At 46.6% G+C, this 24798-nt stretch carries 20 protein-coding genes and 3 tRNA genes; 12 read left to right on the top strand and 11 right to left on the bottom strand.

All coding sequences use genetic code 11. The features are described from left to right. Nucleotides 1-7: 7 nt before the first annotated feature. Both HUF13_RS09385 and fabF read right to left on the bottom strand, forming a co-directional pair. Nucleotides 8-991 (bottom strand): DUF2279 domain-containing protein, encoded by a 984-nt coding sequence (locus HUF13_RS09385; RefSeq protein ID WP_173474875.1) that lies wholly within the window; start codon nucleotides 989-991, stop codon nucleotides 8-10. Then, nucleotides 991-2235 (bottom strand): beta-ketoacyl-ACP synthase II, encoded by a 1245-nt coding sequence (gene fabF, locus HUF13_RS09380; RefSeq protein WP_173474874.1) that lies wholly within the window; start codon nucleotides 2233-2235, stop codon nucleotides 991-993. Before fabF ends, HUF13_RS09385 begins: the two co-directional genes overlap by 1 nt. Nucleotides 2236-2696: 461 nt before the next feature. Here fabF and orn point away from each other — a divergent pair, with 461 nt between their 5' ends. The 3 genes from orn to lgt are packed head-to-tail and all read left to right on the top strand — an operon-like array spanning nucleotide 2697 to nucleotide 5484. Further along, entirely contained in the window at nucleotides 2697-3236 is a 540-nt protein-coding gene (gene orn / locus HUF13_RS09375) for an oligoribonuclease (RefSeq protein WP_173389213.1), read from the top strand. 4 nt (nucleotides 3237-3240) lie between these two features. Then, nucleotides 3241-4575, top strand: coding sequence for a penicillin-binding transpeptidase domain-containing protein (locus HUF13_RS09370; protein WP_173474873.1), 1335 nt, complete (start codon nucleotides 3241-3243; stop codon nucleotides 4573-4575). 33 nt (nucleotides 4576-4608) lie between these two features. Next, entirely contained in the window at nucleotides 4609-5484 is an 876-nt protein-coding gene (lgt, locus tag HUF13_RS09365) for a prolipoprotein diacylglyceryl transferase (RefSeq protein WP_173474872.1), read from the top strand. Between the two features lie 133 nt (nucleotides 5485-5617). Here the strand turns inward: lgt and HUF13_RS09360 are convergent, their stop codons facing one another. After that, the gene (locus HUF13_RS09360) at nucleotides 5618-7312 is read right to left on the bottom strand and encodes a hypothetical protein (protein ID WP_173474871.1); all 1695 of its coding nucleotides are present in this window, start codon (nucleotides 7310-7312) and stop codon (nucleotides 5618-5620) included. A 159-nt stretch (nucleotides 7313-7471) separates the two neighbouring features. On the opposite strand from HUF13_RS09360, the gene HUF13_RS09355 reads away from it, so the two are divergent. Then, nucleotides 7472-8071 (top strand): TIGR01440 family protein, encoded by a 600-nt coding sequence (locus HUF13_RS09355; RefSeq protein WP_173474870.1) that lies wholly within the window; start codon nucleotides 7472-7474, stop codon nucleotides 8069-8071. A 157-nt stretch (nucleotides 8072-8228) separates the two neighbouring features. Beyond that, a complete protein-coding gene (locus tag HUF13_RS09350) occupies nucleotides 8229-9821 on the top strand; it encodes a transporter substrate-binding domain-containing protein (RefSeq protein ID WP_304039025.1) in 1593 nt (530 codons plus the stop codon). A gap of 110 nt (nucleotides 9822-9931) precedes the next feature. Here HUF13_RS09350 and HUF13_RS09345 read toward each other — a convergent pair whose 3' ends face one another. Together HUF13_RS09345 and HUF13_RS09340 are read right to left on the bottom strand one after the other, a co-directional pair. Further along, nucleotides 9932-10726 carry a hypothetical protein gene (locus tag HUF13_RS09345; RefSeq protein WP_304039023.1) on the bottom strand — a complete coding sequence of 265 codons (795 nt, stop codon included), beginning with the start codon at nucleotides 10724-10726 and terminating at the stop codon, nucleotides 9932-9934. Further along, nucleotides 10723-11478 carry a YkgJ family cysteine cluster protein gene (locus tag HUF13_RS09340; protein ID WP_173474868.1) on the bottom strand — a complete coding sequence of 252 codons (756 nt, stop codon included), beginning with the start codon at nucleotides 11476-11478 and terminating at the stop codon, nucleotides 10723-10725. The genes HUF13_RS09345 and HUF13_RS09340 overlap by 4 nt, the downstream gene beginning before the upstream one ends. Before the next feature lie 133 nt (nucleotides 11479-11611). Between HUF13_RS09340 and HUF13_RS09335 the strand changes: the two genes are divergently transcribed. Both HUF13_RS09335 and HUF13_RS09330 read left to right on the top strand, forming a co-directional pair. Further along, nucleotides 11612-13018 (top strand): tetratricopeptide repeat protein, encoded by a 1407-nt coding sequence (locus HUF13_RS09335; protein WP_173474867.1) that lies wholly within the window; start codon nucleotides 11612-11614, stop codon nucleotides 13016-13018. Continuing rightward, nucleotides 13015-14286 carry a hypothetical protein gene (locus HUF13_RS09330; protein WP_173474866.1) on the top strand — a complete coding sequence of 424 codons (1272 nt, stop codon included), beginning with the start codon at nucleotides 13015-13017 and terminating at the stop codon, nucleotides 14284-14286. The genes HUF13_RS09335 and HUF13_RS09330 overlap by 4 nt, the downstream gene beginning before the upstream one ends. Here HUF13_RS09330 and HUF13_RS09325 read toward each other — a convergent pair whose 3' ends face one another. Then, nucleotides 14287-14718, bottom strand: coding sequence for a thioesterase family protein (locus HUF13_RS09325; protein ID WP_173474865.1), 432 nt, complete (start codon nucleotides 14716-14718; stop codon nucleotides 14287-14289). A gap of 374 nt (nucleotides 14719-15092) precedes the next feature. On the opposite strand from HUF13_RS09325, the gene glgB reads away from it, so the two are divergent. After that, nucleotides 15093-17309, top strand: coding sequence for a 1,4-alpha-glucan branching protein GlgB (gene glgB / locus HUF13_RS09320; protein ID WP_173474864.1), 2217 nt, complete (start codon nucleotides 15093-15095; stop codon nucleotides 17307-17309). A 148-nt stretch (nucleotides 17310-17457) separates the two neighbouring features. On the opposite strand, the gene HUF13_RS09315 is transcribed toward glgB, so the two are convergent. The 5 genes from HUF13_RS09315 to HUF13_RS09295 all read right to left on the bottom strand — a co-directional run bounded on the left by HUF13_RS09315 (nucleotide 17458) and on the right by HUF13_RS09295 (nucleotide 23852). Next, a complete protein-coding gene (locus tag HUF13_RS09315) occupies nucleotides 17458-18087 on the bottom strand; it encodes a hypothetical protein (protein ID WP_173474863.1) in 630 nt (209 codons plus the stop codon). 34 nt (nucleotides 18088-18121) lie between these two features. After that, complete coding sequence (locus HUF13_RS09310) at nucleotides 18122-19669, bottom strand: hypothetical protein (RefSeq protein ID WP_173474862.1); 1548 nt, start codon at nucleotides 19667-19669, stop codon at nucleotides 18122-18124. Nucleotide 19670: 1 nt separating this feature from the next. Beyond that, on the bottom strand, nucleotides 19671-20870 hold the full coding sequence (locus tag HUF13_RS09305; RefSeq protein WP_304039021.1) for a hypothetical protein: 1200 nt from the start codon (nucleotides 20868-20870) through the stop codon (nucleotides 19671-19673). Nucleotides 20871-21168: 298 nt separating this feature from the next. Next, nucleotides 21169-22086 carry a tyrosine recombinase gene (locus tag HUF13_RS09300; RefSeq protein ID WP_173474861.1) on the bottom strand — a complete coding sequence of 306 codons (918 nt, stop codon included), beginning with the start codon at nucleotides 22084-22086 and terminating at the stop codon, nucleotides 21169-21171. Next, entirely contained in the window at nucleotides 22083-23852 is a 1770-nt protein-coding gene (locus HUF13_RS09295; protein WP_304039040.1) for an FISUMP domain-containing protein, read from the bottom strand. Before HUF13_RS09295 ends, HUF13_RS09300 begins: the two co-directional genes overlap by 4 nt. Here HUF13_RS09295 and HUF13_RS17355 point away from each other — a divergent pair. The 4 genes from HUF13_RS17355 to HUF13_RS09280 all read left to right on the top strand — a co-directional run bounded on the left by HUF13_RS17355 (nucleotide 23842) and on the right by HUF13_RS09280 (nucleotide 24677). Further along, on the top strand, nucleotides 23842-24129 hold the full coding sequence (locus HUF13_RS17355; RefSeq protein WP_304039044.1) for a hypothetical protein: 288 nt from the start codon (nucleotides 23842-23844) through the stop codon (nucleotides 24127-24129). The two genes, HUF13_RS09295 and HUF13_RS17355, sit on opposite strands and share 11 nt — an antisense overlap. A gap of 79 nt (nucleotides 24130-24208) precedes the next feature. Beyond that, nucleotides 24209-24281, top strand: a tRNA-Lys gene (locus HUF13_RS09290). Nucleotides 24282-24406: 125 nt separating this feature from the next. Next, a tRNA-Lys gene (locus HUF13_RS09285) sits at nucleotides 24407-24479 on the top strand. 125 nt (nucleotides 24480-24604) lie between these two features. Next, nucleotides 24605-24677: transfer RNA gene (locus HUF13_RS09280), tRNA-Lys, on the top strand. The last annotated feature ends 121 nt before the right edge of the window (nucleotides 24678-24798 follow it).

The raw sequence follows: 24798 nt of genomic DNA, 5'->3' as shown, positions 1-24798 counted from the left end.
CACAAATCTAAAATTTTATAGGATACAGCAAATACCAATTAAATTTAGGATAAACCTGAATCGTCGGTGCCGGCAACTTGAAATAATTCAGCGCCTTGATAATAGTGCGAGCCAAGCGACTCTGCGGGCGGAACGCTTCCAAATCATAATCAAGTGCGATATAAACTTCACGATGCGGATTTTTTGATCCCGTAAACACCCCATCGTCAATGCTGAGCCCTACAGCAACAGCAAGCCAGCTCGGATAATACTTGCGAGCCGCTTCCGGCAACAACCTGTAGGGTTTCACCGAAAGCCAATACGTGTGGTTCACGTAATCATCCGTAAATATGCCATCTGACGCTTGATGATTTTGGTTGTAATAGGCGTTGGAATTAATCCAATAGCTCCACTTCAAATCAATGTACTTGAACAAAGGCACATAGCGCTCCGCCATCGGCAAGAATCCGCCAAGCCCGCCCGAAAGTACGTCGAAAATGCTAAAGCCCCACTTGGGCGCAAAACCATCCTTGATATCAATGGCGATATGGGTTGCCAAAGCGGAAAGACCCGCGTACAAATAAGACCTGAACTCAGACGCCCCCGCCCAACGATAACCTTCGTAGAAAAACTCACTAAAGGCAACGCCTGCGGCAAAATGCCCTATTTTATCGAGATTCAGTGCGTAGTCAAAATCGTTTTCGAAATGGAAGTCATGCCCCTTTTCGTCCCACCAGCCCTTTTTTAAGACAAACCCGTAAGCGGCACCATAGGATATCAAAGTCAGGGATGCAACACCCGCCATTCTCCATGGTTTTATTTCAGGCTGAATATCAAGAGAATCTTCACTTCGGTAATCCCACGTGGAATCGCGCCACGTGAGCGGATCCCCCGGAGACGACAAAGCTGCCGCCGGGAACACCAGCGACAGCATAAGCAAAAACGCACAAATTTTAGCGTTTATTTTTCGAGAAGCGGAAGAGCCAAAAGCAGAACCATTGGCCTTACGCATTAATTCCTCGCAAAAATGATAACTCCATTTTGGCCTCCAAAGCCAAAGCCGTTGCTCATAGCGTAGTCAATCTTCTGGTTCACTGCACCATTTGCGCAAACGTCAAGGTGAATAGCCGGATCCTGCTCGAACACGTTGAGAGTACCATGGACCTTCTGGTCAAGAACAGACATGATAGTCACGACGGATTCGAGAGCACCTGCAGCACCCAGGCAGTGGCCGAGCATGGACTTTGTCGAATTGACCTTGAGGTTTTCGAGAGCCGATGCAGAGGACTGCTTGAAGAGCGTTTCGATGGCAGAGCATTCAGCGATGTCACCGAGCGGTGTCGAAGTTCCGTGCGTATTAATATAGCTAATATCCTTGGGTTCGATGCCAGCTTCCTTCATAGCGTTGGTCATTGCGAGCATAACACCCTTGCCATCCGGACGCGGAGCAGAAATGTGGTAAGCGTCGGAGCTTGCGCCAACACCGGCGATGCGGGCAAGAATCTTTGCACCACGAGCCTTAGCGTGAGATTCGCTTTCGAGCACGAGAACTGCAGCACCTTCACCAATTACAAAACCATCGCGATCCTTGTCGAACGGGCGGGAAGCCTGTTCCGGAGCGTCGTTGCGCTTGCTGACGGCCTTCATGCTGGTAAAGCCAGCGAGGCTGAGCGGGTTCACCGTTTCGTCGGCACCACCAGCGAGCATCACGTCGCAGCGGCCAAGACGGATCATGTCGTAAGCGTTCGCGATGGAGTGGTTGGAAGTTGCACAAGCAGATGTCACCGTGTAAGACGGACCCATCCAGCCAATGCGGTTGCAAACTTCACCGGCCGGCATATTCACAATTGCCATCGGAATATAGAACGGAGAAACGCGGGACGGACCACGAGTGCTAAGAGCCACAGCAGCTTCATAGCAGTGCAAAAGGCCACCGATACTGCTACCGATGATCGCACCGCAGCGTTCCGGATTTTCGTTTTCCGGAGCAATGCCAGCTTGGCGCAGAGCCTGCAATGCCGAATAGACGGCATACTGGATGCAGCGGGAGAACCTAGACTGGTCTCTTGTGCTGTAAATGCCCGTTGCGTCGAACTCGCGAATTTCACTTGCTATACGCGAAGTGTAAGCGGAGGCGTCGAAACGCTGGATGGTAGCAATGCCAGACTTGCCAGCAAGCAAGTTCTGCCACAATAATTCGGGGGAGTTTCCAAGAGAGGAAACGCAGCCCATACCTGTAATAACAACATTTTCCATAATGCGCCAAATATAACAAAAAAAACGGTAATATTTTCGTAAGAGTGTGAAGAAAAAGACAATTTGTAGCAAAAAATTACGTTTTCAGGAATATTTTTGCAATTTCAGTCTAATTTATCCATATATATAGGTTTTTGTTTTATTTCTATTACATAATACTTACGAAAATCTAGTAGACAGTAGACGGTAGGAAGTTGGAAGTTAGTTACTAAGAGCCTTCGGCTCAGTTACTAGTGATTCCGAGAAAAAGTCATTCTCGACGGAGCATAGCGAAGGAGGGAATCCATACATTGCAGATCTTGATTTCATTTTAAGACGTTCTTGCAACTTGGAACAGTGAAATTTTCATGTCAGGAATGGAGATTCCCGCTTCCTTCGACTACGCTCAGGACAGGTTCCGGCGGGAACGACAAGTCTAGAGGCGGGAACGACATATCAAAAAAATGCTATTATTCGCGCGTATGGCCAAAAGTTCTAGAAATTTAGTTTGGATGGACCTGGAAATGTCCGGTCTCGATCCTGAAAAAGATGTCATTCTCGAAATAGCAACCATTGTTACCGATGCCAATTTGAACATTCTCGCCGAAGGGCCTGTCATAGCCATTCACCAGCCAGAAAATGTTTTTGAAAGCATGGACGAATGGAACACGCGACACCACAATCAAAGCGGGCTCGTCGATCGTTGCCGCCGTTCGCAGTATTCCCTCAAGGACGCCGAACTCGAAACGCTCCGTTTTATCAAGCCCTTCACGGAAAAGACAAAGAACCTCCTTTGCGGAAATTCCATCACGCAAGACAGGCGCTTTTTGTACAAATACATGCCCGAAATTTCGGAATGGCTCTGCTACCGAAACGTTGACGTAAGCTCCATCAAGGAACTCACGTTCCGCTGGTATCCAGAGTTCGAAGAATTTCAAAAAGAAAAGCGCCACGAAGCGTTAAACGACATCCGCGAAAGTATTGCCGAACTCGCTTACTACAGAAAGACATTCTTCAAGTAACTCCATGGAAAGACTCCCCTACGCACAAAGAATGCGTAACCGCGCCATCGCGATTACCGTTCTTATATTGATTATTGTAGCCATTGTTCATTGTTCCACGAAAGACGAGGTAGCGCCAACCGTCGAAAAACAAGAGACAGCGCTAGCCATAGATTCGCTAGCCGACACAGCCGCCTTTATAACCGACTTTAGCGACACAAACGCATTCGATTCCATTGTTAGCGAAAACCCCAACGGACTTGCCGCCCTCACCGGAATCGAAGACAACGACTTCGACAAGTCTCTCGACAGCACCGGAACCGCAGGCAGCACAAACAACGTCCGCGACACGCTCCACATCAAGTCGCAAAAGAATCCCTTCCTCGCTGAAAAAATTGACATTTTATTACGTCGCTACCACCCGGACTTGGGCATCATCCTCGTCGTCGATACAAAGACAAACGAAATCATTGCCTGGGGTGAACGCCGCGACGGCAAAATACAAAACAGGCCCGACTGGATTGGGCGTCCCACCTTCCCCGCGGCATCCCTTGCAAAGCTTGTAACCATCGCCGCCGCCATGGAAAGCAACCGCTATTCGCTCAACACACGTATCCCGATGATGGGGCGCCACCACACGCTCTACTTGAACCAGCTCCGCGTTCCCGAAAAATATAAAGGCCCCACGATGGAACTTTCCGAAGCGTTTGCCCGCTCCGCGAACCCGCCGATGGCCATCGTCGGAAAATCAGTCGGCGCAAAGCGCCTGCTCTCTGCCGCCGCAAAGCTAGGTTACAACAAGCGCTTCCCGGGCAACGCCCCGAACGCATCGAGCTACACCGCCCCGGACACAGGCTACGGCCTTGCCGAAGTCGCCTGCGGTTTTACAACATCGACAACACTCACGCCGCTTCTTGCCGCAGCGCAAGTCCGCGCTATCCTCACAAAGAAGCCGCTCCAAATCCCATGGGCTCGCGACATGGCGCCATTCGCCCCGCAACGGTCACTCGCGCTTGACATCGGAAAATTCACTGAAAACACCTACTATGGTCTCCGCGAATCCATGCTCCGATCAGTAGCGCAAGGCACAGCCCACAAGCACATGTCCACAAAGAACATGGCAAAGAAAAACTTCGAAGCGCTCCGCCTCGGCGGAAAAACTGGCTCGCTCGACGGGAAAGATCCTGCAGGCCGTTACGACTGGTTCATGGGATTTGCCGAATCCAGGGCGAACCCGAGCAAATCCATTGTCGTCATCGTCATGCAGATGCACAAAGAAATTCGTTCGCAACCGGCAACGCAGGTCGCAGCAACAGTCATCAACTATTGGGCGCACCAAAACCTCGAACAAAAAAAATAATTTAGATTTGAACACAAAAGAAGCAGGAACATTATGGAATTATCTTGGTGGAACTTAATACCGACTTACTTCGACGGAATAGCCTTCACGATTCCTTTCGTTGGTTTTCCAGTCCACTGGTACGGTGTCATGTACATTTTTGCGTTCGTGACCGCCTACCTCACCATGTGGAAAATCAGCGAGAAAGAAAAACTGGGTTACACCAAGGAACAGCTCGATAACATATTCACCTGGATTATCGCAGGCATCTTGCTCGGCGCCCGTCTCGGTTACGTTTTCTTCTATAAACCGGGCTACTATCTTTCGAACCCCCTCGAAATCATCTTGCCGTTTACGCACGATGAACTCGGCAGCCACTTTGTCGGGATTTCAGGAATGTCTTACCACGGTGGACTTATTTTGGGCATCTTGTTTTTCTGCATCGGCGCAAAGCGCAACAAGCTCGACGTCTGGAAAACATTAAACCTAGCCATGCTTGCCGCACCGCTTGCCTACACCTGGGGCCGCTGGGGCAACTTCATCAACGGTGAACTTTTCGGAGAAGCAACGACTAGCGCTATCGGTATGTGGTTCCCGCTCGCCCACGACAGCACTCTCGCGAACCCGATACTCCACCACCCGAGCCAGCTTTACGAAATGATTTTCGAAGGCGTTGTGTTGTTCATCGTTTTGTACAACTTACGCAAAATTCCAAAACTTCACGACAAGATTCCTTGCCTTTACTTAATGGGCTACGGTCTATTCCGCTTCTTCATTGAATTTTTCCGCAAGCCGGACGCCCATCTTGGACGCGTGGATCTCTTTGGCATGAGCCGCGGTCAAACCCTCTGCTCCGTGATGATCCTCGCAGGACTTGTGTGGATGGTGTATCTGTTCTACAAGGAAAAGAAAGCAACCGAAAAAGTTTAGTTGGCAGAGTTTAGTTGGCCCTTCGGCAAGCTTACTTCGACCTTGCTCAGTACAGGCAGGGACCTTAAAGGTTGGTGAGCCTGTCGAACCAAAGCTCTAAGTTCTAAGAGCGAAGCGAGCTAAGTTCTAAGTTCTAGTATCCCTTAAACAAATTTTCCCAGAGGTTGCGTTCTTCTTCGAACTTCTCGGCGAACTGTTTGCTCACGTGCTTATAGACAGTCTTGATGTGCTCCGCCAATTCATCGGTCACATACTTTTCTGCATTGGCATCGTCAGGGCCGGTCTCGTTCATGAGCTTGGACCACTGGCTTTCCTGGTTCTTGCTCCCCAGCGTTGAAGAAAGCGAAGAGTCCTCGTAGCACTTGTTGTTCAAGTAAATCGTCCAAACGGAATTCGGGATTTTTTCCAGTATCTTTTTGAGGAACGGTTCAGCGTTCGTCGAATAACCGTACGAGTTACCGATCAAGCAAATAAGCGGCACGTTAACAATACGTTCCACATTGACGCGTCCCCAGGATTCATCCGTCATTTCGAGAGTGGCGTTGTACAAATCTTCGGCTGGTTTAGGTTCATTGTAGAAGTTGTCAATACCCAAGTGCGCATCGCGCAAGCGATTGAGGAATTCCGACAACGGAGCCGTCTCATCAATACTAGAAGATTCAGTAACGCCCGCATTGACAGCCGAAGCAAGCGATGCCGTTTTTGCATCCACATGATCCGCATTGGGCGATACTGCCTTAACATTATCCTGTTCGTCCCCGGAATCATCCATCACCGCAGAATCAAACGCCGGAGAAACACGGAACTTGTGATAGAACCTGATGTTTCCTTCTTGCGACTGGAAATAAAGAGCCTTATAATATTCGTTATCCTTAAACAAATTGGCCAAGGCCCTATAAGCACGGTGTCTTGCACCACCCGACGTAAACTTTCCTCGATGGATAGACACAAAGCAGTGGAATGCACGGACACAGCCACTCGTATCAATCACCGTAATGCCATCGTAATTGAGCATCGAGATGAACATCTTACGAATAAAATTCTGTTCGTACAAATCGCGGTACGATTGCGAATCCAGCATGGAATCCGGCTTGATTTGCATTTCCTTGTAGTCTTCGATGACTATCTTTCCGGCGTCAAAGTTTTCGTCTTCATTGCCTTTCCAGGACGGATCTACGAACAAGCAAATGGTGCCATGAACTTCCCTCTTGATTTGCGAGAACAAGCCGGCCCAGAATCCCTTCGGATACGAATCCAAATCCTTATCTTGCAAATTGTCCGAAAATTCATTTTCATCCAAGTCAAAACGGATAAGCAAATGGTCGCTCACGCCAGTGGAAGTATGCGAATTGATGCAAATCTTGGAACGGTTCACGCACTCGATTAGCAAAAAGCCTTTTTCGAGAAGAGCGCGTTCCGTTTCGCCAGCATTACCCAAATCCGACTGGAACACCCCCACCTGGATAGACATTTCCGCCTTTTCTCGGGCGGGCATCTGCTGGATAATCAGGTCACAACCGCTCTTGCAAAAATGAATAACGTCCTTCAAACACGCCTTGACACGTTCCTTGAACAAGTTCTCTAGAGAATCACCCGAAAAATCATAAATACGGCGGTTCCAGCCCATGGGCGGATTTCCGTTCCCCATGATAATTCTAAACGTAAAGTGATCGTTTTCTTCTTGATAGTGCGGAACACTTGGTAAAATTTCAATAATAGCATCAATAACCGCTTCCTTCATTTCCGGAAGTTTCCGCAAAAAGAAATCCTTGATTTTCTTTCGATCAAGGCCTATAACGCTCGAGGAGTAGTCTGTTTCGTCACTCATTACATTACCAAATCACACAATATATTAACAATATACATTGCAATAGAAGCATTTGGGCAGAACGCTTTCATTTTTTTGCCATAAATCAGCCTTTTTTTGCACAAAATCCAAAAAAAATTTATCTTTAACGGCAAAAAAAAAACAGCAGGAGCTAAATCGATGGCGGGTATTACTTACGAAATTGACGACAAAAGTATTGTTGAACAAATCAAGTCCGATGCCAAGAACGTCGCGGCAGAACTTATCGAAGTGGCGAAACTCAAAAAAGGCGATATCGTCGTTGTCGGTTGCAGCACCAGCGAAACTTTAGGCAACCAAGTCGGTAGCCATTCCGTCCCGGAAGTCGGGAAAGCAATTTACGAAGGGCTTCAAAGCATTTTCGGAGCGCAAGGCATCTATATCGCGGCCCAATGCTGTGAACACTTGAACCGAGCCATTATCATCGAGCACGAAGCCGTCCCGAACGCCGAAATCGTGAATGTCGTTCCCCAGCCAAAGGCTGGTGGCTCCTTCGCTACCGCGTGCTACGCAAGCTTCAAGGCTCCCGTAGCGCTCGAACATATCAAGGCAAACGCAGGAATCGACATCGGCGGGACCCTTATCGGCATGCACCTCCGCGAAGTCGCCGTGCCCGTGCGCCTAAAGCAAAACCACATCGGCAAGGCCATGATAATCGCGGCCCGCACCCGACCGAAATTCATTGGTGGTGAACGCGCGCACTATAACGAAAGCTTGAAAGACGGCTATCCAGAGTTTTAAACGAAAAAAAAATTTTGCTTTTGCAACGGTGACCGGTTAACGCCGGTCACATTTTATTTGAATAATATTATGTTTTTGTTGCATTTTTATTTAAATTTCTTACATTTAACATATGCAAATACGTTATGTAATATTCAATTTTATTATCGGTGCGTTTTTGGCAATAAATACAGGCTGTAAGGGAACTTACAATAAGCAACTGACAGCCGCTTCCAAGGCAAACTCACCTAAATGCATTGTTGGAGTCGAGCAATCATCCGGCATTCATGAATCTATTGAAAAAACGCTTCCCAAAGCACAAATCAAGCCGTATTCGGACTTGATTACCGCCTACTTTGCACTCCAAGTCGGGGAAATCGATGCGCTCGCCTACAACGAAACCATCCTCACCCACACCTTTAACGACAGCATGAGCGGGCTTAGCTACATCCCCAACGATATCGGCATCACCGAAGAAATCGTTATCGGCATGAACAAACACAGCTCTATTCCCAACCTCAAGGGGATTATCAACAAGTTTATCGACAGCTTAAACGCGGCTGGAACCTTGGCCGAACTCAACGAGCACTGGAACGAAAACTCCAAAACCAATCCACTTATTAGCACCAAGGAAAGCGAATCCGAGCAGGTCCTGAGAATAGCAACCTCAGCCGACGTTCCTCCATTTTCGTTCATCAACGGAAGTCAAATTGTAGGTATCGACATCGATATCTCTAAACTTCTCGAAGACAAGCTCAACATCAAAACCAAGATTGTCAGAACGGAACGTAACAAGCTAGTCTCAGCCCTCAAAAACAACGAAGCGGACCTCATTATTTCGGCATTCACCAAAGCTGAAAGCGTCTTGAGCGATATCGAATTTTCAAAGCCCTATTACATCGGCAAAACAGCTTTCGTTGTCCGCAAAAGCGATTTCGACAAAGAAGTTTCCTTGAGCAAAGTCCCCAAGATGACTTACCTTGAACCCAAAAAGTCCGATGAAATCTACAAGCTTGCCGACTTATCTGGAAAAACTGTTGGTGTACAGACGGGAGCCACTCTTGACGAACAAGTGCAACAGTTGATAAAACTCCCACGCCTCCAGTATTTCGCAAATATCCCTGAAATGACAAAAGCATTAGAAGAAAGGGACCTCGATGCCATTGCTGTAGACTACTCTGTTGCAGAAGCCATCCTCAAACACCATTCAGAATTTTCCATTTTGAAGGACCGCTTGAGCAAGGATGAATTTGGGATTGCCATGAGGAAAAACAATCCCCTCAAAACAAGGATCGATTCATGCATCAGAGTTTTGGAAAAGAAAGGCGAAATCCAACGAATCAAGGATAAATGGTCTAAAAGCAGGTCTGCCGTCAGAGTCATGCAACAAGACTGGGTCGGAAGCGACACGCTTATTGTCGGGACCGAAGCGCTATATGCGCCTTATGAATTTTACCAGTGGGGCGAACTTTCGGGAATCGATATCGACATCATGTACACAATCGGCAAGATGCTCAACAAGAATATCAAATTTGCCGACATGAACTTCGATATCTTGATTCCGTCGCTCGTGAATGAAAAGACAGACCTTTGCATCGCGGCCATGAGCATCACCGAAGAACGCAGCAATTCCATCGACTTCTCGATTCCCTACGACAAGAACGAATCCGTGATTGTCGTACACACTCCAGAGCACGCCCTTGAAAAAAACGGAGACTCCACAGGCGTCTTGAGTCTGTTCTTCCAGAAAATTCATGACATATTTAATTAAGTTGGCAGAACTTAGTTGGCAGAACTTAGTTGGCCCTTCGGCAAGCTCAGGGACCTTAAAGGTTGGTGAGCCTGTCGAACCAAAGTTCTAAGAGCGAAGCGAGCTAAATTCTAAAGAGCCTTGTGGTGCCTCATTGCGCGGATATTTCGCGGCAGCACTTCTTTGTGCCACTTGATCCATTCATCGTAATAAATGTAGCGTTTTTCGCGCTGGCGGAACTCGCGCCCATGAACAATGCGGCGCCCTTGGCGTTCCTCGACAGGAATCACGATATGCAGGCATTCATGATAAACGACACCTGCAATTGCATACAAAGGACAATTCGCAGCGTCGTACCCACGGCTAATGCTAATAAGGTGAAAATCCTCGCCCGTCACCGGATCCTTGCGTACAGAGTGGAAACTGAGTCCGCCCACGCGGTTGCTCCAAGTGATACGGCACGTGAGCGTTCCGTCAAAATAGGTGTTGTTGATTGCAGCAAGCACATCGGTCAAATTGTGATGCACACCTTGCGGACGGATCGGCGGCAAACGACCTTTGCTTGCAAGAGGCGCTTCGCCTTTATCTGAAAAAATCTGATCGACCGCCTGCCAAAAACGGCTTACCAAATCCTTGATGGCAGCCTTGTTCTTTTGCGTTTTGCGGCGCACCGCATGTTCGGCCCATTCAGCAGCGAGTTCACGAGCAGCCGCAAACTCAGGTGCCTTCATATAAGCGGGCAGCAAAACTTCCGGGTGCCCGAACAAGAACCCGCCTTTACAGCGGATGCTTTTTTTCATCAACGGATTGTACTTAAAGTGTACAAGCCCATTCTGGGAGCAGTCCGGCGACGGAGGCTTGACTTCGGGCAAAGTTTCTGCCGGGACAAATCCGAACAAGTCCAATTGTCCATCATTCAGATTCACGCGCCCAAGACTCCTTCATAGCCATTCAGCGCCAGGAGTCCGCCAAAAAAACTCTCCGGCAAATCGAGCGCTGCATAATGTTCCGAGATCCCGTAAACGGCATCCTCGACGACATCTGGCATATAAACTATATAGCTATCGTTTTTTTCGGTCTGGAGCATATCCGGCGTGCAATAAGCGGGGTCCGTTTCGCTAAAGTACATACGACAAGAAACCGTCCGCAACGGGTAGACCGAGCAATCGCCCTTGCCATCGGAGAACGGGCAAGATTTCCACCACGAGAAATAATCGTGGAGCGCCTTGTCTTCGGCGTCATCTTCAGAAAGCCCTTCGCTCTTGCGCGATTCAAAAAGCGACTCGAACTTGTCCGAACGCATTTGGCACGATTCCATCAAAGACAAGAGGTCGTCCCTCTTGCGCAGTTCGCTGTACATGAAAATCAGTTCAAAAGGTTCCACCGACATCGGGTAGTGGTGGCAACAATTTCCGCATGCAGGCCTGCACTGGATAGGGCGAGGTTGCTGGACAAGTACAGCCTTTAGATATTGGTCATAGGCTGCATGATATGCCTCAGTGAACTTGAGTATTTCGGGCAACTGTTCCCGCAAGTTGTCGGGACCAATAGCCGACTCACGCCCCAACGCCGCAGCAATAGAATCTAGACGATCCCTCTCAACCCTGAGCAGGGAGGAAAGACGCATTTCTGCAATGCGGTAAGCCTTGGTCGGAAAATACTCTTTATAAGCATTCATCGAGCGCAAATATATTTTTTTACGAGAATACCGTAAAAAGCGACAATAAAAAAAAGCAAGATATTCATTTTCAAAAGAATGATGTTATTTTAATGTATGGAGTAATAGAAAAATATTCTTCAGGAATGGCAGTATGAGAAAATCTTCGCATGGCAAATGGATGTGGCTTGCTGCTCTCGCTTTGTCTTTAGGCTTTGCTGGCTGTAATCTGTTCCACCCAACCGGTAGCCGCGACGCCGACAACAACGACACAGAAGCACTTACTCTCGATGGCTACTTGGAATACCAAAACTCAAACTACGATGCCGCACGCAAATATTTTAACAAAGCCATCCGGGCGGACTCAGGCAATTCCGAAGCGTGGGTTGGCCTCAGTAAATCCGTCCTAAAAATGCAAGAAGGGCTTAATGTATTCGAGCTCGCTTCTTACGCACAAAGGACTGAAAAGAACGGCAAGAGCTCCAACGGATTCATCGATATGAGCGATGAAAAAGCAGATTCCATTTCGAAAGGAATCGATTCCGTCATGATTTTTCTCAACAAGTTCATCATTCTTGACACAACGGATAAAACCGATAAAAAAATCCAATTCAAAGACATTGCCGATAGCTACACGATTCTCCAACTTTCCAAGGCGGCAATTCGCATCAGGGGAATGCATACGCAGCTTACATCAGTAATCTCGGCAGACAATTCAGGCATGATGGTGAACCTCAATGCGCTGAACGAACTTGGCGATAGCCTAAAGCCATTCCTCAACGATATAGCCGCAGCCGCAGAAGCCATTAAATCGTCACCGGAAACAGCCTCCGAAATTATCAAGGCCTATTTGCCAGACTCCACACGTGATGATTTCGATGATGAAGATTACGCAGACCTTTCTGTGGGGCTTGCAAACACAGTCATAGAACTGAACGAAAGAGCCCAAACCGTTGGTGAAGACCGTAACGACGTGTTCTTCAAATTCGGCAACCACATCGATGACGATGGCGACGGTTGCGTTGACGAAGAAATTGTTGACAATTACGATAACGACGGTGACGGAGAAGTCGATGAAGACGCTCGCGACTACCGCACCGTAGTCTTGATGAGAAAGCCGCGAAACTACGCCGAACTCATCGCACAGGGAATGGATCCAAAAACATACGACCTCACCAAAGCTCAAGTTGATTCGCTTAAGTTTATCGGAAGCTACCAAGCCGTCGATATCAACATGAACGGAGTTTTCGGACCAGAAGACCGTTCCATTCCCGAAGCAACTTGGCAACCCTTGGACGAAGCGGAATGGCATTTCGTTTATCGCGACCCGAATGTTCGCGACGAGAAAAACAACCACTTGCTCAAATTCGCTATTGACTTATTTTTCCCAGGCAGCGACCTTGACGAAAAAATCAGGAACAAAGAACTCATTCGTCACGATACCGATGTGAACAACATCAAGTACAACTTGCAAAAACGCATAAGAATGGTCGGTGGTTGCTGGAAGTACTACAGCGAAGAACAATTCCTCCAATGGTTCAATGGGAGGAACGCAGAATGAATAAACTAACAATACTTGTACTTATCGCTTGCGCTTTTGGAATAGCTACAGCAAAATCTCCAACACATTTTTCGCTCCGTGCAGAATCCATGGGTGGAGCCCATGTTGCAGTAGTCGATGACAAAGAAGCCCTCCATTACAACTATGCAGGCCTGACCCAAATTAACAGACTCGGCAACTATGACAAGCGCCCGGAACAAGGTTATTACCCTCGCAACTGGATTGGCGATGCACGCGTTACGTTTGGTGGTGCAGGCGACATTTTTGCATTCCTTTCGACGTATGGCGATGTCAAGGATCTTCAGGACTTATTCCGAGACGCCCAAAAAGACGCCAATACAATAACATTCAACCATCCTCAAATTTCAAGCACGACAAGCGCCATTCTCGATTCACTTGTCAAAAATCCGAAGTACATCAAGACAATCAACTCGTACGACCACAAGGCGTTGGAAGCTAGAGTGAAGTTTGATGCAGAATTGGCGTTCCACAACTTCGGAGCAGCCTTCTGGATGAACGGAAGCGTAGCGCCATACATCGATGCAGGTCTCATCCTCCCCTATGTTGTCGTCGATACATTCATTATTGATGCAGTCGCCCAAATGGGAGGTGCTTACGAAATCATTCCAAATCAACTTTCTGTCGGTTTGGGAGGAAAAATCGTCAAGCGTCACAAGACTAACATGGTTACAATCGGCCTTGCCAACTATAATACTATTGCAGATACCCTTAAAGAACAGCTAGGCGATGGCACGGACGATTTCTTTGATTCGAAGACATTCTCGTTTGGCATAGACCTGGGCGTACTCTACCAGTTCAACCGCGAAATACGTTTCGGAGCATCGCTCCGCGACATCTACTTCAAGTCACTCGCCGATGAAACGCTCATTCCAAACTTTACGATTGGCGCAAACTACAGCCCGAAATTCATGAACAGCAACTCAGGTTTCGGACGCAAGTTCAACGTGGCTGTTGACTTTGCCGATATGTTCAATAACGAACGCAACTACAAGTTCTTTACGCACCTGAACTTCGGTTTTGAAATAGAACAGAACATCGCCGCCTTCCCGGGCCTCAACAACGAAATCCGCTTTCTCGTCTTGCGTCTTGCAGGCGGTTTTAGAGGCGGTTATCCGTCTGCCGGTATCGGAATTGAGCTCCTGCGATTCTTCTCGGTTGAAGCAGCAACTTGGGGCGAAGAACGCGGCTACTACACCGGTCAGGACGAAAACCGAATCTACATGGTTCAAGCGAGCATAGGCTTCTAATTACTTGATCTGGAAACGGTCCTTGATTTCTTGCGGGATGGCGAAAGGCCGTCCCCTATTTGGATCCATCAAGACCCACTGCGTTTCGGATTCAAAGACAACCTTGCCATCGGAAACACGTTCAAAGCGGCACTTGCGAACACTCATCACCTTGCTGTAACTTGCCACCCACGTTGTTCCACGGATTTCATCACCCAAGAAAGCCTGGTTCTTGTATTCCACAAACTGCGTGTGGATCATCCAAGCACATCCTAACTGGTACATCAAATCTGTTGCTCCGACAGAATCGGAATGAGCAATCGAAATATCCTGAACCCATTGCACCGCCCACACATTGTTCATGTGCTTGTTTTCGTCAATCATCTCGGGCGTTACCTTGAAGAGTTTTTCAAACTTCACCGGATTCGCATTTTCTTCCATAGCTACAGCCATTCGGGACCTCCTGTTGTGGGCAAATGTAGTAAAGACTGTAGAAAGTAGCTAGTTGGCAGAATGCTGTGGGCAGAGCAAAGATGAGCCCCGCGAAGGCAAGGATCCATAAAACAAGAAATTATGGATTCTCCTAACGGAGAATGACAAACAAGGTTAGACTGCACGAACGATTGCGTTCGTATTGGATAACCGCAAAAGTCATGCATCAAAGAGGAACGACGTATTATTCCAAGTTCAAACAACCATTGAATATTGACTAAAGAGCATCGACCATTGACCAGTATCAAATTCTTATAGTTTTTTTCGCAACATTCCACATTTTATGTCTTTTTATTTTATTTTTCTTTTCACTAAAACACTAAGTGAGAAGATTTATGGAATTGAATGATTTTACCAGCCTGACCGCAGAAAACATGCAGGCTATCTGGGATTTCAAGACAAAAGACCCCTTTTCAATTTTAGGCATACACCCCCTCGAAACAGACCGAGGAATAAAGACAGTCATCCGCACCTACCAGCCACAAGCGAGCTTCGTTCGCGGCGAATCTTGCGATGGAACCGAAGAATTCGACTTTGTCAAACTCGGCAACACGGGCTTTTTCGAAGCAATCCTCGATATGGAATTCGAACCGTTCTTCTACAAGTTGATTATCAAACAAGACGACGGCAACGAATACACCTTGGTGGATCCTTACGCATTCCTTCCGGTCCTCTCCGAATTTGACCGCCACTTGATTGCAACCGGCACGCATTACGAACTCTATCGCAAGCTCGGCGCCAACATCGTTGAACATCAAGGATTCAAGGGCATCCATTTTGCCGTATGGGCTCCGAACGCACAAGCCGTTTCTGTCGTTGGCAATTTCAACAGCTGGGACGGACGCCGTCACCAAATGCGCATGCTCGGCTCTAGCGGTATCTGGGAAATCTTCATTCCGAACCTCGGCGAAGGCGAACTCTACCGTTTCGAAATTCACGGAGCAGACGGCAACTTGCATGTCAAGGTGGACCCGCTTGCAAAGCTCGCCGAAGTCCGCCCGGCAACAGCATCCATCACGACCCACCTCGACGGTTACGAATGGGGCGATGATCTTTACATGAAGACACACTGGGCGACAAAGGTCTTCGGTTCGCCGATGAACATTTACGAAGTCCATGCTGGCTCTTGGCGCCGCGACCCGGCGAATCCGGACCGTTTCCTCAACTGGGACGAACTTTCGGAACGCTTGATTCCTTACCTCAAGGAAATGGGTTACACCCACGTTGAATTTTTGCCGATTGCAGAACACCCGCTCGACGAATCGTGGGGCTACCAGGTGACGGGGTACTACTCGCCCACCAGCCGTTACGGTACACCGGACCAGTTCCGTCACTTTGTGGACCTTTGCCACCAGAACGAAATCGGCGTGATTCTCGACTGGGTGCCGGCACACTTCCCGAAGGACGCACACGCACTCGGACGTTTCGACGGCACCGCCTGCTATGAGCACGCCGACCCGCGTCAGGGCGAACACCCGCATTGGGGTACATACATCTTTAACCTCGGCCGTAACGAAGTCAAGAACTTCCTCATTGCAAACGCCATGTACTGGCTCAAGGAATTCCACTGCGACGGTCTCCGCGTGGACGCTGTAGCCTCCATGCTCTATCTCGACTACGGTAAAGGTCCGGGAGAATGGGTTCCGAACAAGGATGGCGGCAACATCAACTACGACACGCTGGAATTCCTGAAGCACTTGAACAGCATCATGGGCCGCTTGACTCCGCATGCAATCTTGATTGCTGAAGAATCCACAAGCTTCCCGAGCATCACGCGCCCGCCTGAGCAGGGCGGCCTCGGCTTCCATTACAAATGGAACATGGGCTGGATGAACGATTTCCTCAGCTACATCCAGCACGAACCGATCCACCGCAAGTACCACCACAACCAGCTCACGTTCAGTATGGTGTACGCCTACAGCGAAAACTTCATACAAGTTTTCAGCCACGACGAAGTGGTGCACGGCAAGGGCAGCATGCTCGGCAAGATGCCTGGCGACAACTGGCAGAAGTTCGCAAATCTCCGCCTCACCTACGCCTTCCAGTACGCACATCCGGGCAAAAAACTCAACTTCATGGGCAACGAATTCGGGCAGTTCCGCGAATGGAACGAAAAGCGTTCGCTCGACTGGCACTTGGTCAGCTGGGATAGCCATGGCAAGGTCTTGCAGATGATGAAAGTTTTGAACCACATCTACAAGGAAAATGCCCCGTTCTGGGAAATCGACCATTACTACACCGGCTTTGAATGGATCTGGTGCGACGATGCAGACAATTCCATCGTAAGCTTTGTCCGTAAAGATGACCACGGCAATATGATTTTGTGCGTATTCAACTTTACACCGGTTGTTCGCAACGACTACCGTCTTGGAGCTCCGGCCCGCGGTGCTTGGAAAGAAATTTTCAACACCGATGCAGCCATGTTCGGCGGTTCAAACGTCGGAAACCTCGGCGAAGTCTGGACACAGGACATTCCGTGGCAGAATCGTGAGTGGAGCTTGAACATTAAGCTTCCGCCGCTTGCGGCAGTATACTTTAAGCTGGAACGATAATATAGCGCCTTTGGCGCAGTTATAAGTTACTAGTTTATAGTTACTAGAATTTAAACCAAACGCCTTCGATCGCAAATCGAGGGCGTTTTTTTTCAAAAAAAAATAACAGAAACGTTCCTTAAGGCCTCAGAATGACGTTTGGGACCCACTAATTAAACGATACAGAAAACATCAGCATGAACGATGACGAACGAAACACGCCATCGTCATCAGACCAATAGTCTCCAGAGTTGAACACCAGTGACACACCCAAAGTAATATATTCGTTCACCCACCAGTCCTTGCCCATTTCCACATCAAAAGTAAATGCACGAAGCCCTGTGGTCCCGTAGTACCTACGGTTATCGATTCTGTAACCCGTTACACCAAGCGCACCACTAAAGAACATGTTGCTCCATTCGGGCACATAATACGTGACGCCCGCTCCCACAAATACAGAACTCAGCACATAAAATTCATGGTCCACGAAAACAGGAAGTCCATAACGCGCATCACGGAAATTGGAATACATCACATAGCCTATATTGGCATGTAACGCAAGATTTTGAATGAAATAAAAACCAAGCTTGCCATGAAGTCTCATGCCAAATCCATAGGCACTCAGAGTTTCTTCGCCATCAGCATTTTCAAAAGAAGCATAGCCAAGGCCCATCGAAGCATTCGCAAACAAACCGTCATGTGCAAACGGAGAACCCTTCAGGGTTTCTAGAGGCCCGGCAAAAGCAACCGAGGCCCCCAAAGACAAGGCTAGCAACAATAAAGCGAAGAGGTGTTTCATAGCTAATTTTAGACATCAAATTTAGTAAAAAACATTAGCGATTCCAAAGTTTGACAACATCACCGCGCAACCTAAAGCCTAGCGATATATACGGAGAGATACCATTGGAATGACCATATTTCGAAGCTTTCATATTATGAAATCCAGCCTTCAAACGAATTGCAATTCGTCCCGCTATTGGATCTCCCTCAGGCATGGTCTTACCCACAAGACTCGGGAAAAGATAATCCACATATGCGCCCAAGCCATAGCGGAAATAAGATTCTTGTTTATTTTTTTCATCTTTTGAGGTTGGAACTACAAAAAATGCGCCACCTAAATTACCAAAAACGGCACTTTCAAAATACTTTGTCTTCAAGAATCTATACCCCAGCATAGAATGAATTCCATAATCCAAATTGCCACAGGAATCGCACTTTGCATCTAGCGCACGTATTGCAAAATCAAAGCCGAAAACGACATCATAAACCCTAAAATCCAGAGCCGCATTAAAGAAAAAATACGAATTGTAATCTGGGAAATCGCCCGCCAAGAACGGAATTCCAAAATCAGAACCCAATCCTAAACTAAAACTTGACTCACCAACAATCATTGCATTGAGCATTTTGCCAAGAACAATAGACTCCACTACAGAACACAGCATGTCTTTATTGACTTCGGACATATTTTGCAATTCATCGCATTTAAAATTTTCACGATAATCACGTTTCGCAGTTCGATTCAAAAGCAAATCAAGTCCATCTTCGTAACGATACGTACTTTGCGACACTAAATAATTCAACACAGAATCTTTATTTGCAATAAATTCATAATCACGGTTCAAGTATTTCAAAAGAATTTTCGAACGAGGCGACAAGTCCGCTGAATCCGCTAGTTGTACTGCAGCTGCATAATCGCCAGCATAAACAAGAGATTCTATGCGTTTACGAACTTCAATTGCCTGATTCGGTTCCACTCGATAGTTCAAACGGTACGGAAAAAATTGCACATTTTCAAGATGCGGAGAGTCTAAAAACGCAACAGGTTCAGATACGCCATCCAAAAAGAAAATTCGCTTATTCAAAGTTTCAGAATCAAATTCGGGCACAGAAATCACGCGCTGGATCAGTTTAAACGAAGAAGAATCTCTTAAAATGTCAGGCCCCATGTATGCAAACTGAGTGAAAACTTTTTTTGAATTTTCTGGTGGCGGATTCACCCATGTTCTCGTCGCTTTATCATATACTTTATCTACATGAATAATGTTATGGATTAAATAGAAACCATTGGATTCTTTTTGCGAACGCAGTTCAAAAGTTTTGCGAAGAATCTCGGGAGCGTCGGCCAAGTCCCGCTGCATTCGGGCAGTCTTCAATTCAGACCATTCCATAAAAGATTTATAGACATCCGGATAATCCTTATCAAAAAGAACCCAAGGCAATTTGTCTTTACTATACACATTACTAGTGATAAGCATGCCATAATAAGCGACAGGCGCTTTTTCCAATTTTTTCGCCATTGATTCCGACTTCACCACAACATCATCGAAAGCAAAGCTATAAGAAAGCAACGTCAAAACAATCGCAAAAAAATACTTAACCATATTAGCGTTCCATATTCTCTGGATAAACAAATTTCACCGGTTTCATCGTTAACACAGGTATAGCAAACTCGAACGACATATAAAATCTAAAACCAGAAGCGTTCACCGTATGATCACCCCAAATATTTTTTACACCCGCTCTGAAACGAAGATAATACATATCGTATAAAATACCTGCACCATACACCGGATAAACCTGATATGAATCCTTGCTTGATCGTTTTTCATCATCGTAACTTTTATTTTCACCGTAGAAATCAGCCTCTACACCTGTCGTTAAATAACACAACAACGAAATATTCCTAAAGAAATAGCCGACATTTACATTCAAACCAATATTGGAAAAATGAAGAGTATCACCGGAACGAACATCATTAAAATGTGCATTAATTTGACTTTCAAAATGAACATTATTCCAATACCAGATTGTTCCTCCATAAAAGCCAAAACCATTTTCAACCTTATCCGAAATATTTCCTAAAAAAGCGATATAGGATCCACCTAAGAAAAACGTATATGACTTGAGTGGATCAACAACCTTTCGGTCCCAAAAAGCATCAACAAGATAATCTAACTGTTCCCGTTTTTTCAACTGGAACTTGTGTTTTTCAATCAACGATGCTATATCATAATTATATTTAAAGAAACCGTTTAGTACAATATAAATAAAAAGTCGGTCACTCTCATCATCAACACTTTTGAGTTTTTCATCAAGTTTTCCGGATTCGATTTCCGCTTTCAACTTTTCCTTAAAGGTTTTATAGAACGCATCGTAAGCATAATCCGGCCTAGTATTATAACGAGACACAAATTGCACATCACTGAGCGATTCAAAATCGCCTAAAAAATATTTCAGCAAAAGTTTTTCATCATCATGAATTACAAAATAAGTAGACGCCTTTTCATACGACTCGGCGACATCGACCAAAGTCTTTAATCGTTCAAGATTATCGTCTTGCAACGCTTTTTTCATCGCATTACGGAGATACTGGACCTGATCAAGCTCCTGCCGAAGCATTTCTGTTTCACTGAATTTTTCAACAAGACTCAACGAATCTGGAGAGTTCGAATCTTCATAATCGTGCACAAACAAGTTTATCACGGAATCACGCACGCCAGACTCTTCTGCACAAACGCCACAATTCAAAAAAAACGTCAGGGCGCATGCCCAAACAACCAAACGATTTAAAGACTCTCTCATGTAAGAAATATACAAAGTTTTGAAATTATGAATCCTATGGTTCGGCGCTGCACACCAACCGTTGCGTTACTCCAAGAATACTTGCGCAAATCACAAGCGAGAGTACGGGCCTAAGGCATTCCGCCCTTGATTTGAGCCTGTGTGGTCTTTTCCGTGAGCCGAAAGAGCCTTGTATCAACAAGGCTTGTCGGCGAGAGCACGGGCCTAAGGCATTCCGCCCTTGATTTGAGCCTGTGCGGTCTTTTCCGTGAGCAGAAAGAGCCTTGTATCAACAAGGCTTGTCGGCGAGAGCACAGGCCTAGGGCGCTCCATCCTTGAGTCTAGCCTGTGCGGTCATTACCCTCGGATGGAAAGAGCGGTGTTCTTGCTTGATGAAATCTTTGTCAACATGCGTGTAAATTTGCGTGGTGCTGATGTCTGCATGCCCAAGGAGTTCCTGCAAAACGCGCAAATCCATTCCCGCTTCTAGGCAATGCGTCGCAAAGCTATGGCGGAACGTATGCGGCGACACTTGCTTACTCAAATGCATCGTGTGCAACTGCACAATTTTCCAGGCGCCCATACGGCTCATCGGCTTACCATGCGCATTCAGGATGATATTGTCCGTTGTCGGATGCGTTAAAGGGCGCCCTTCTTCAATCCAGGCGCGGAGATTTTCCTTTGCCTTGCTCCCAAGCGGTACAAGACGCTGCTTATTACCTTTGCCAATCGGCATGAGCCATTCATTGGCGAGGTCGACTTGCGCGAGTTTGATACCTAGCGCCTCCGAGATGCGGAGTCCTCCGCTATACATCAGCTCAATCAAGGCAGTATCTCGGAGCGGGTTTTTGCCGTTGGCGGCGCTTTCAAACACACTGTCGATTTCTTCACGGGTCAGGTACTGCGGCAAGTAATGCCCAAGCTTTGGCGTTGCAAGCATCGATTCCGTGCTGTAATCGTACTCGCCCTGGTTCTGCATGTACTTGAGGAACCCGCGCAAGCTCGAAAAATGCCTCGCGACCGATGTGGGTGAATATTCTTCCTGCCCCGCCGTAAACGTCAGGAATTCGTCCAATTTTTCGGGTTTCAAATCCTTGAGGTCAATACCTTTCTCGTCTAGCCAAGCAATAAAATGCCTCAAGTCTTCCAGGTAGCTCTGTATCGTCACCGGGGAAAGATTCCGCTCTACTCCCAAGTGCGAAAGGAATGCGTCTAAACGGTTGGAATTGAGGCTCATTGTTTGGATTCTTCGTTAAAGAGAGTGTCGTTTAAGCAACGGACGGACGCGTAGGTTCTCCATGATCCAGATGTTTTTGAATAGCTTGCATGTAAAGTGTCAGACACATCGCTTTTGTACGCATATAACCCGTATGCAGTAGAATCAGATTTTGGCGTGCTGCTCCAAAGGAACGCCACACCGCTATAAGACATTTTTTTTGCTTGTTTTTTGTCGTAAAAACCACTAAAAAACGTAGAACCTTCTCCACCACCCGCCATAACTAATGAAAATCCGTAAGTATCATCACCAAAGTTGTAGGCCGAGAACAAGTTGTTTGTTTTGTGGTAAATGGCTCCGAAGGACATCAGTGTGTCGAATTCGTCCTTTGATGGTAAATGATACCCTGCGGGGCATGCGTTTTGAGCATCCTCGAACGAATATAGCCGTCCTAGGGATTTGCAATAACTTGAATAAAAGTAGTCTTGATAGCAGACGCTAGAATCGCTTTCGTAATTCAGGTTCTGAGCCATCCATTTTTGCGGACCGATTATTGTCGTCTTGTATGTTTTCCCGTCGCGAGAATCAGTGAATTCTCCGTAATTGAAATTTGGATTAAAGAAAGAACTTGAGATATCCGGCGCAGGGGTACTTGTGACGCAATAAAGATTGGCACTATAATCATCATTGTATTGCAAAAAGAACGAACGTCCTGTGGAAAAATATGCCATGTACTTATATGTTGTATTTAAGCTGTCTCTGACGACAAATGTGGTTGCTGTTTCTTTTTCATAAAATTCTCGCCCTTGAGAAACTCTTTTTTTCTCGTAATCAAGCCATGTGGAGTAGTAGCCCGTCGGCTTAATGTCAAATCCGTAAGCGTTAAAACCATTCCCGCTTTCCCAGCCTTTTTGCGAAGCCAACATTTTGGTAGCAAAACATTTTCCTCCGACATTTTGAATGAGTTCGTTCCAATCTTCTGGGTCTGGAACTCGCCATCCCAAGGGGCATGTTCGTGAGTCGTAAAGCGGATATACGATTTTATCGTAGTCCATCCATTTTTGATTTCCGATTTTTATTGTTTTTTTGCCCTCAAATTCGCCGTATTCGCAATTGTCTTTGCCATTGATATTGCAAGGCGGAATCTTAGGGGTCCAAACCGAATCTTTGCAGTTTTTGTCGTAAGACCTGATTGTAGCTGGGTTGTTTAAATCAGGTTTGGGGGTTGTATCTTGGATGCAACGAAGATATGCTTTTGGATAGTTTTGGGCAGATCCAGACAAGTATGCGTCCTCACGTAATACTGCGGTTACAACGCGTCTGTCGTCTCTTTGGTCTCTAAAGTTTGTTGATGTCCAAAATTCCACGGTAAGCGCAGAAAATCCGTAAACGTCAGAACCGTAGAAGTCCTTTGAGCGAAGGCGATAACCTGCTTCAATTTTTATTCCGTCTTTATCTCGAATGCCGATGCGGGTTAAAAGTGTGTCCCATTCATCTCTTGTAGGAATTCTCCATCCGTCGGGGCAAATACCTTGAATGGGTTCAGCGCATATTCTATAGGGTTCGCAATAACCTGAAGCAGCATCGATTATGGCTTGCCATTTGTAGAGTAATCCTTTTTTCTCGCACTTTTTATCTGTGGAGTCGGCTTCGCATTCGCTGTCGGAGCTCGTCTTGTAGTTCAGGTTCTCAGCCATCCATGTTTGGTCGCCTATGGTTACGGTTTTATAGACTCTTCCGTCGCGCTTGTCGGTGAATTTTCCTTTGGTGACCGTTTTGGGGTCAATTTTAAATTCTGTGGAGTATGTTTTTGAACTAGAAGAACTTTTTGTAGAGGAGGAGGAAAGTTTACTTGATGAAGAACTGCCTTTTTTGGAAGACGAGCTGCTTTTCGATTTTGAGGAGGATAGGGAAGAACTTGAAATATCTTCTTCGTCTTCGGGGGCGTTATTGGGGGATTTGTCTTCTCCGCAGCAGGCGAAAATTAACGACAACAATAGGACTGGAATAGCTGTTTTTTTCATAATGCAAATTGAAAAAGGTTCTAACAACGTAATAATATAAAATTTTTCAAAAAAATTAGCGCATCCCCCTTGCCAATTCTTTATGATATTTCTAAAATTGAGCGCGTCCAAGCGACTATGGATGATTAGCTCAGTTGGTAGAGCAGCTGACTCTTAATCAGCGGGTCGCAGGTTCGACCCCTGCATCATCCACTAAGTACTGAACTGCAAGGTTAAGTACTGCAAATACAAAAGCGTCAGACAAAGCTAAGCGTCTAACGAACTTTGAAACTGCGACTTTTGATTTTTGCAAAAAGACATTGCTGAAAGGCGACTATGGATGATTAGCTCAGTTGGTAGAGCAGCTGACTCTTAATCAGCGGGTCGCAGGTTCGACCCCTGCATCATCCACTAAGCACTAAACCGCAAGGCAAGGTGCTGCAAATACAAAAGCGTCAGACAAAGCTAAGCGTCTAACGAACTTTGAAACTGCGACTTTTGATTTTTGCAAAAAGACATTGCTGGAAGGCGACTATGGATGATTAGCTCAGTTGGTAGAGCAGCTGACTCTTAATCAGCGGGTCGCAGGTTCGACCCCTGCATCATCCACTAAACACCATCTCAATGAGATGGTGTTTTTATTTTCCATCCTCCCCCACAGTCAATCAAAAAAACTCAGGAATCAAAATCCCTGAGTCGTTCTTCAAAAAACTTTGTGGAAACGCAAAGC

The sequence above is a fragment of the Fibrobacter succinogenes genome, assembly GCF_902779965.1.
In the GTDB taxonomy this organism is placed as follows: domain Bacteria; phylum Fibrobacterota; class Fibrobacteria; order Fibrobacterales; family Fibrobacteraceae; genus Fibrobacter; species Fibrobacter succinogenes_F.
The sequence above is the reverse complement of the archived record's forward strand: the minus strand, read 5'-3'. Positions and strand labels throughout refer to the sequence as shown.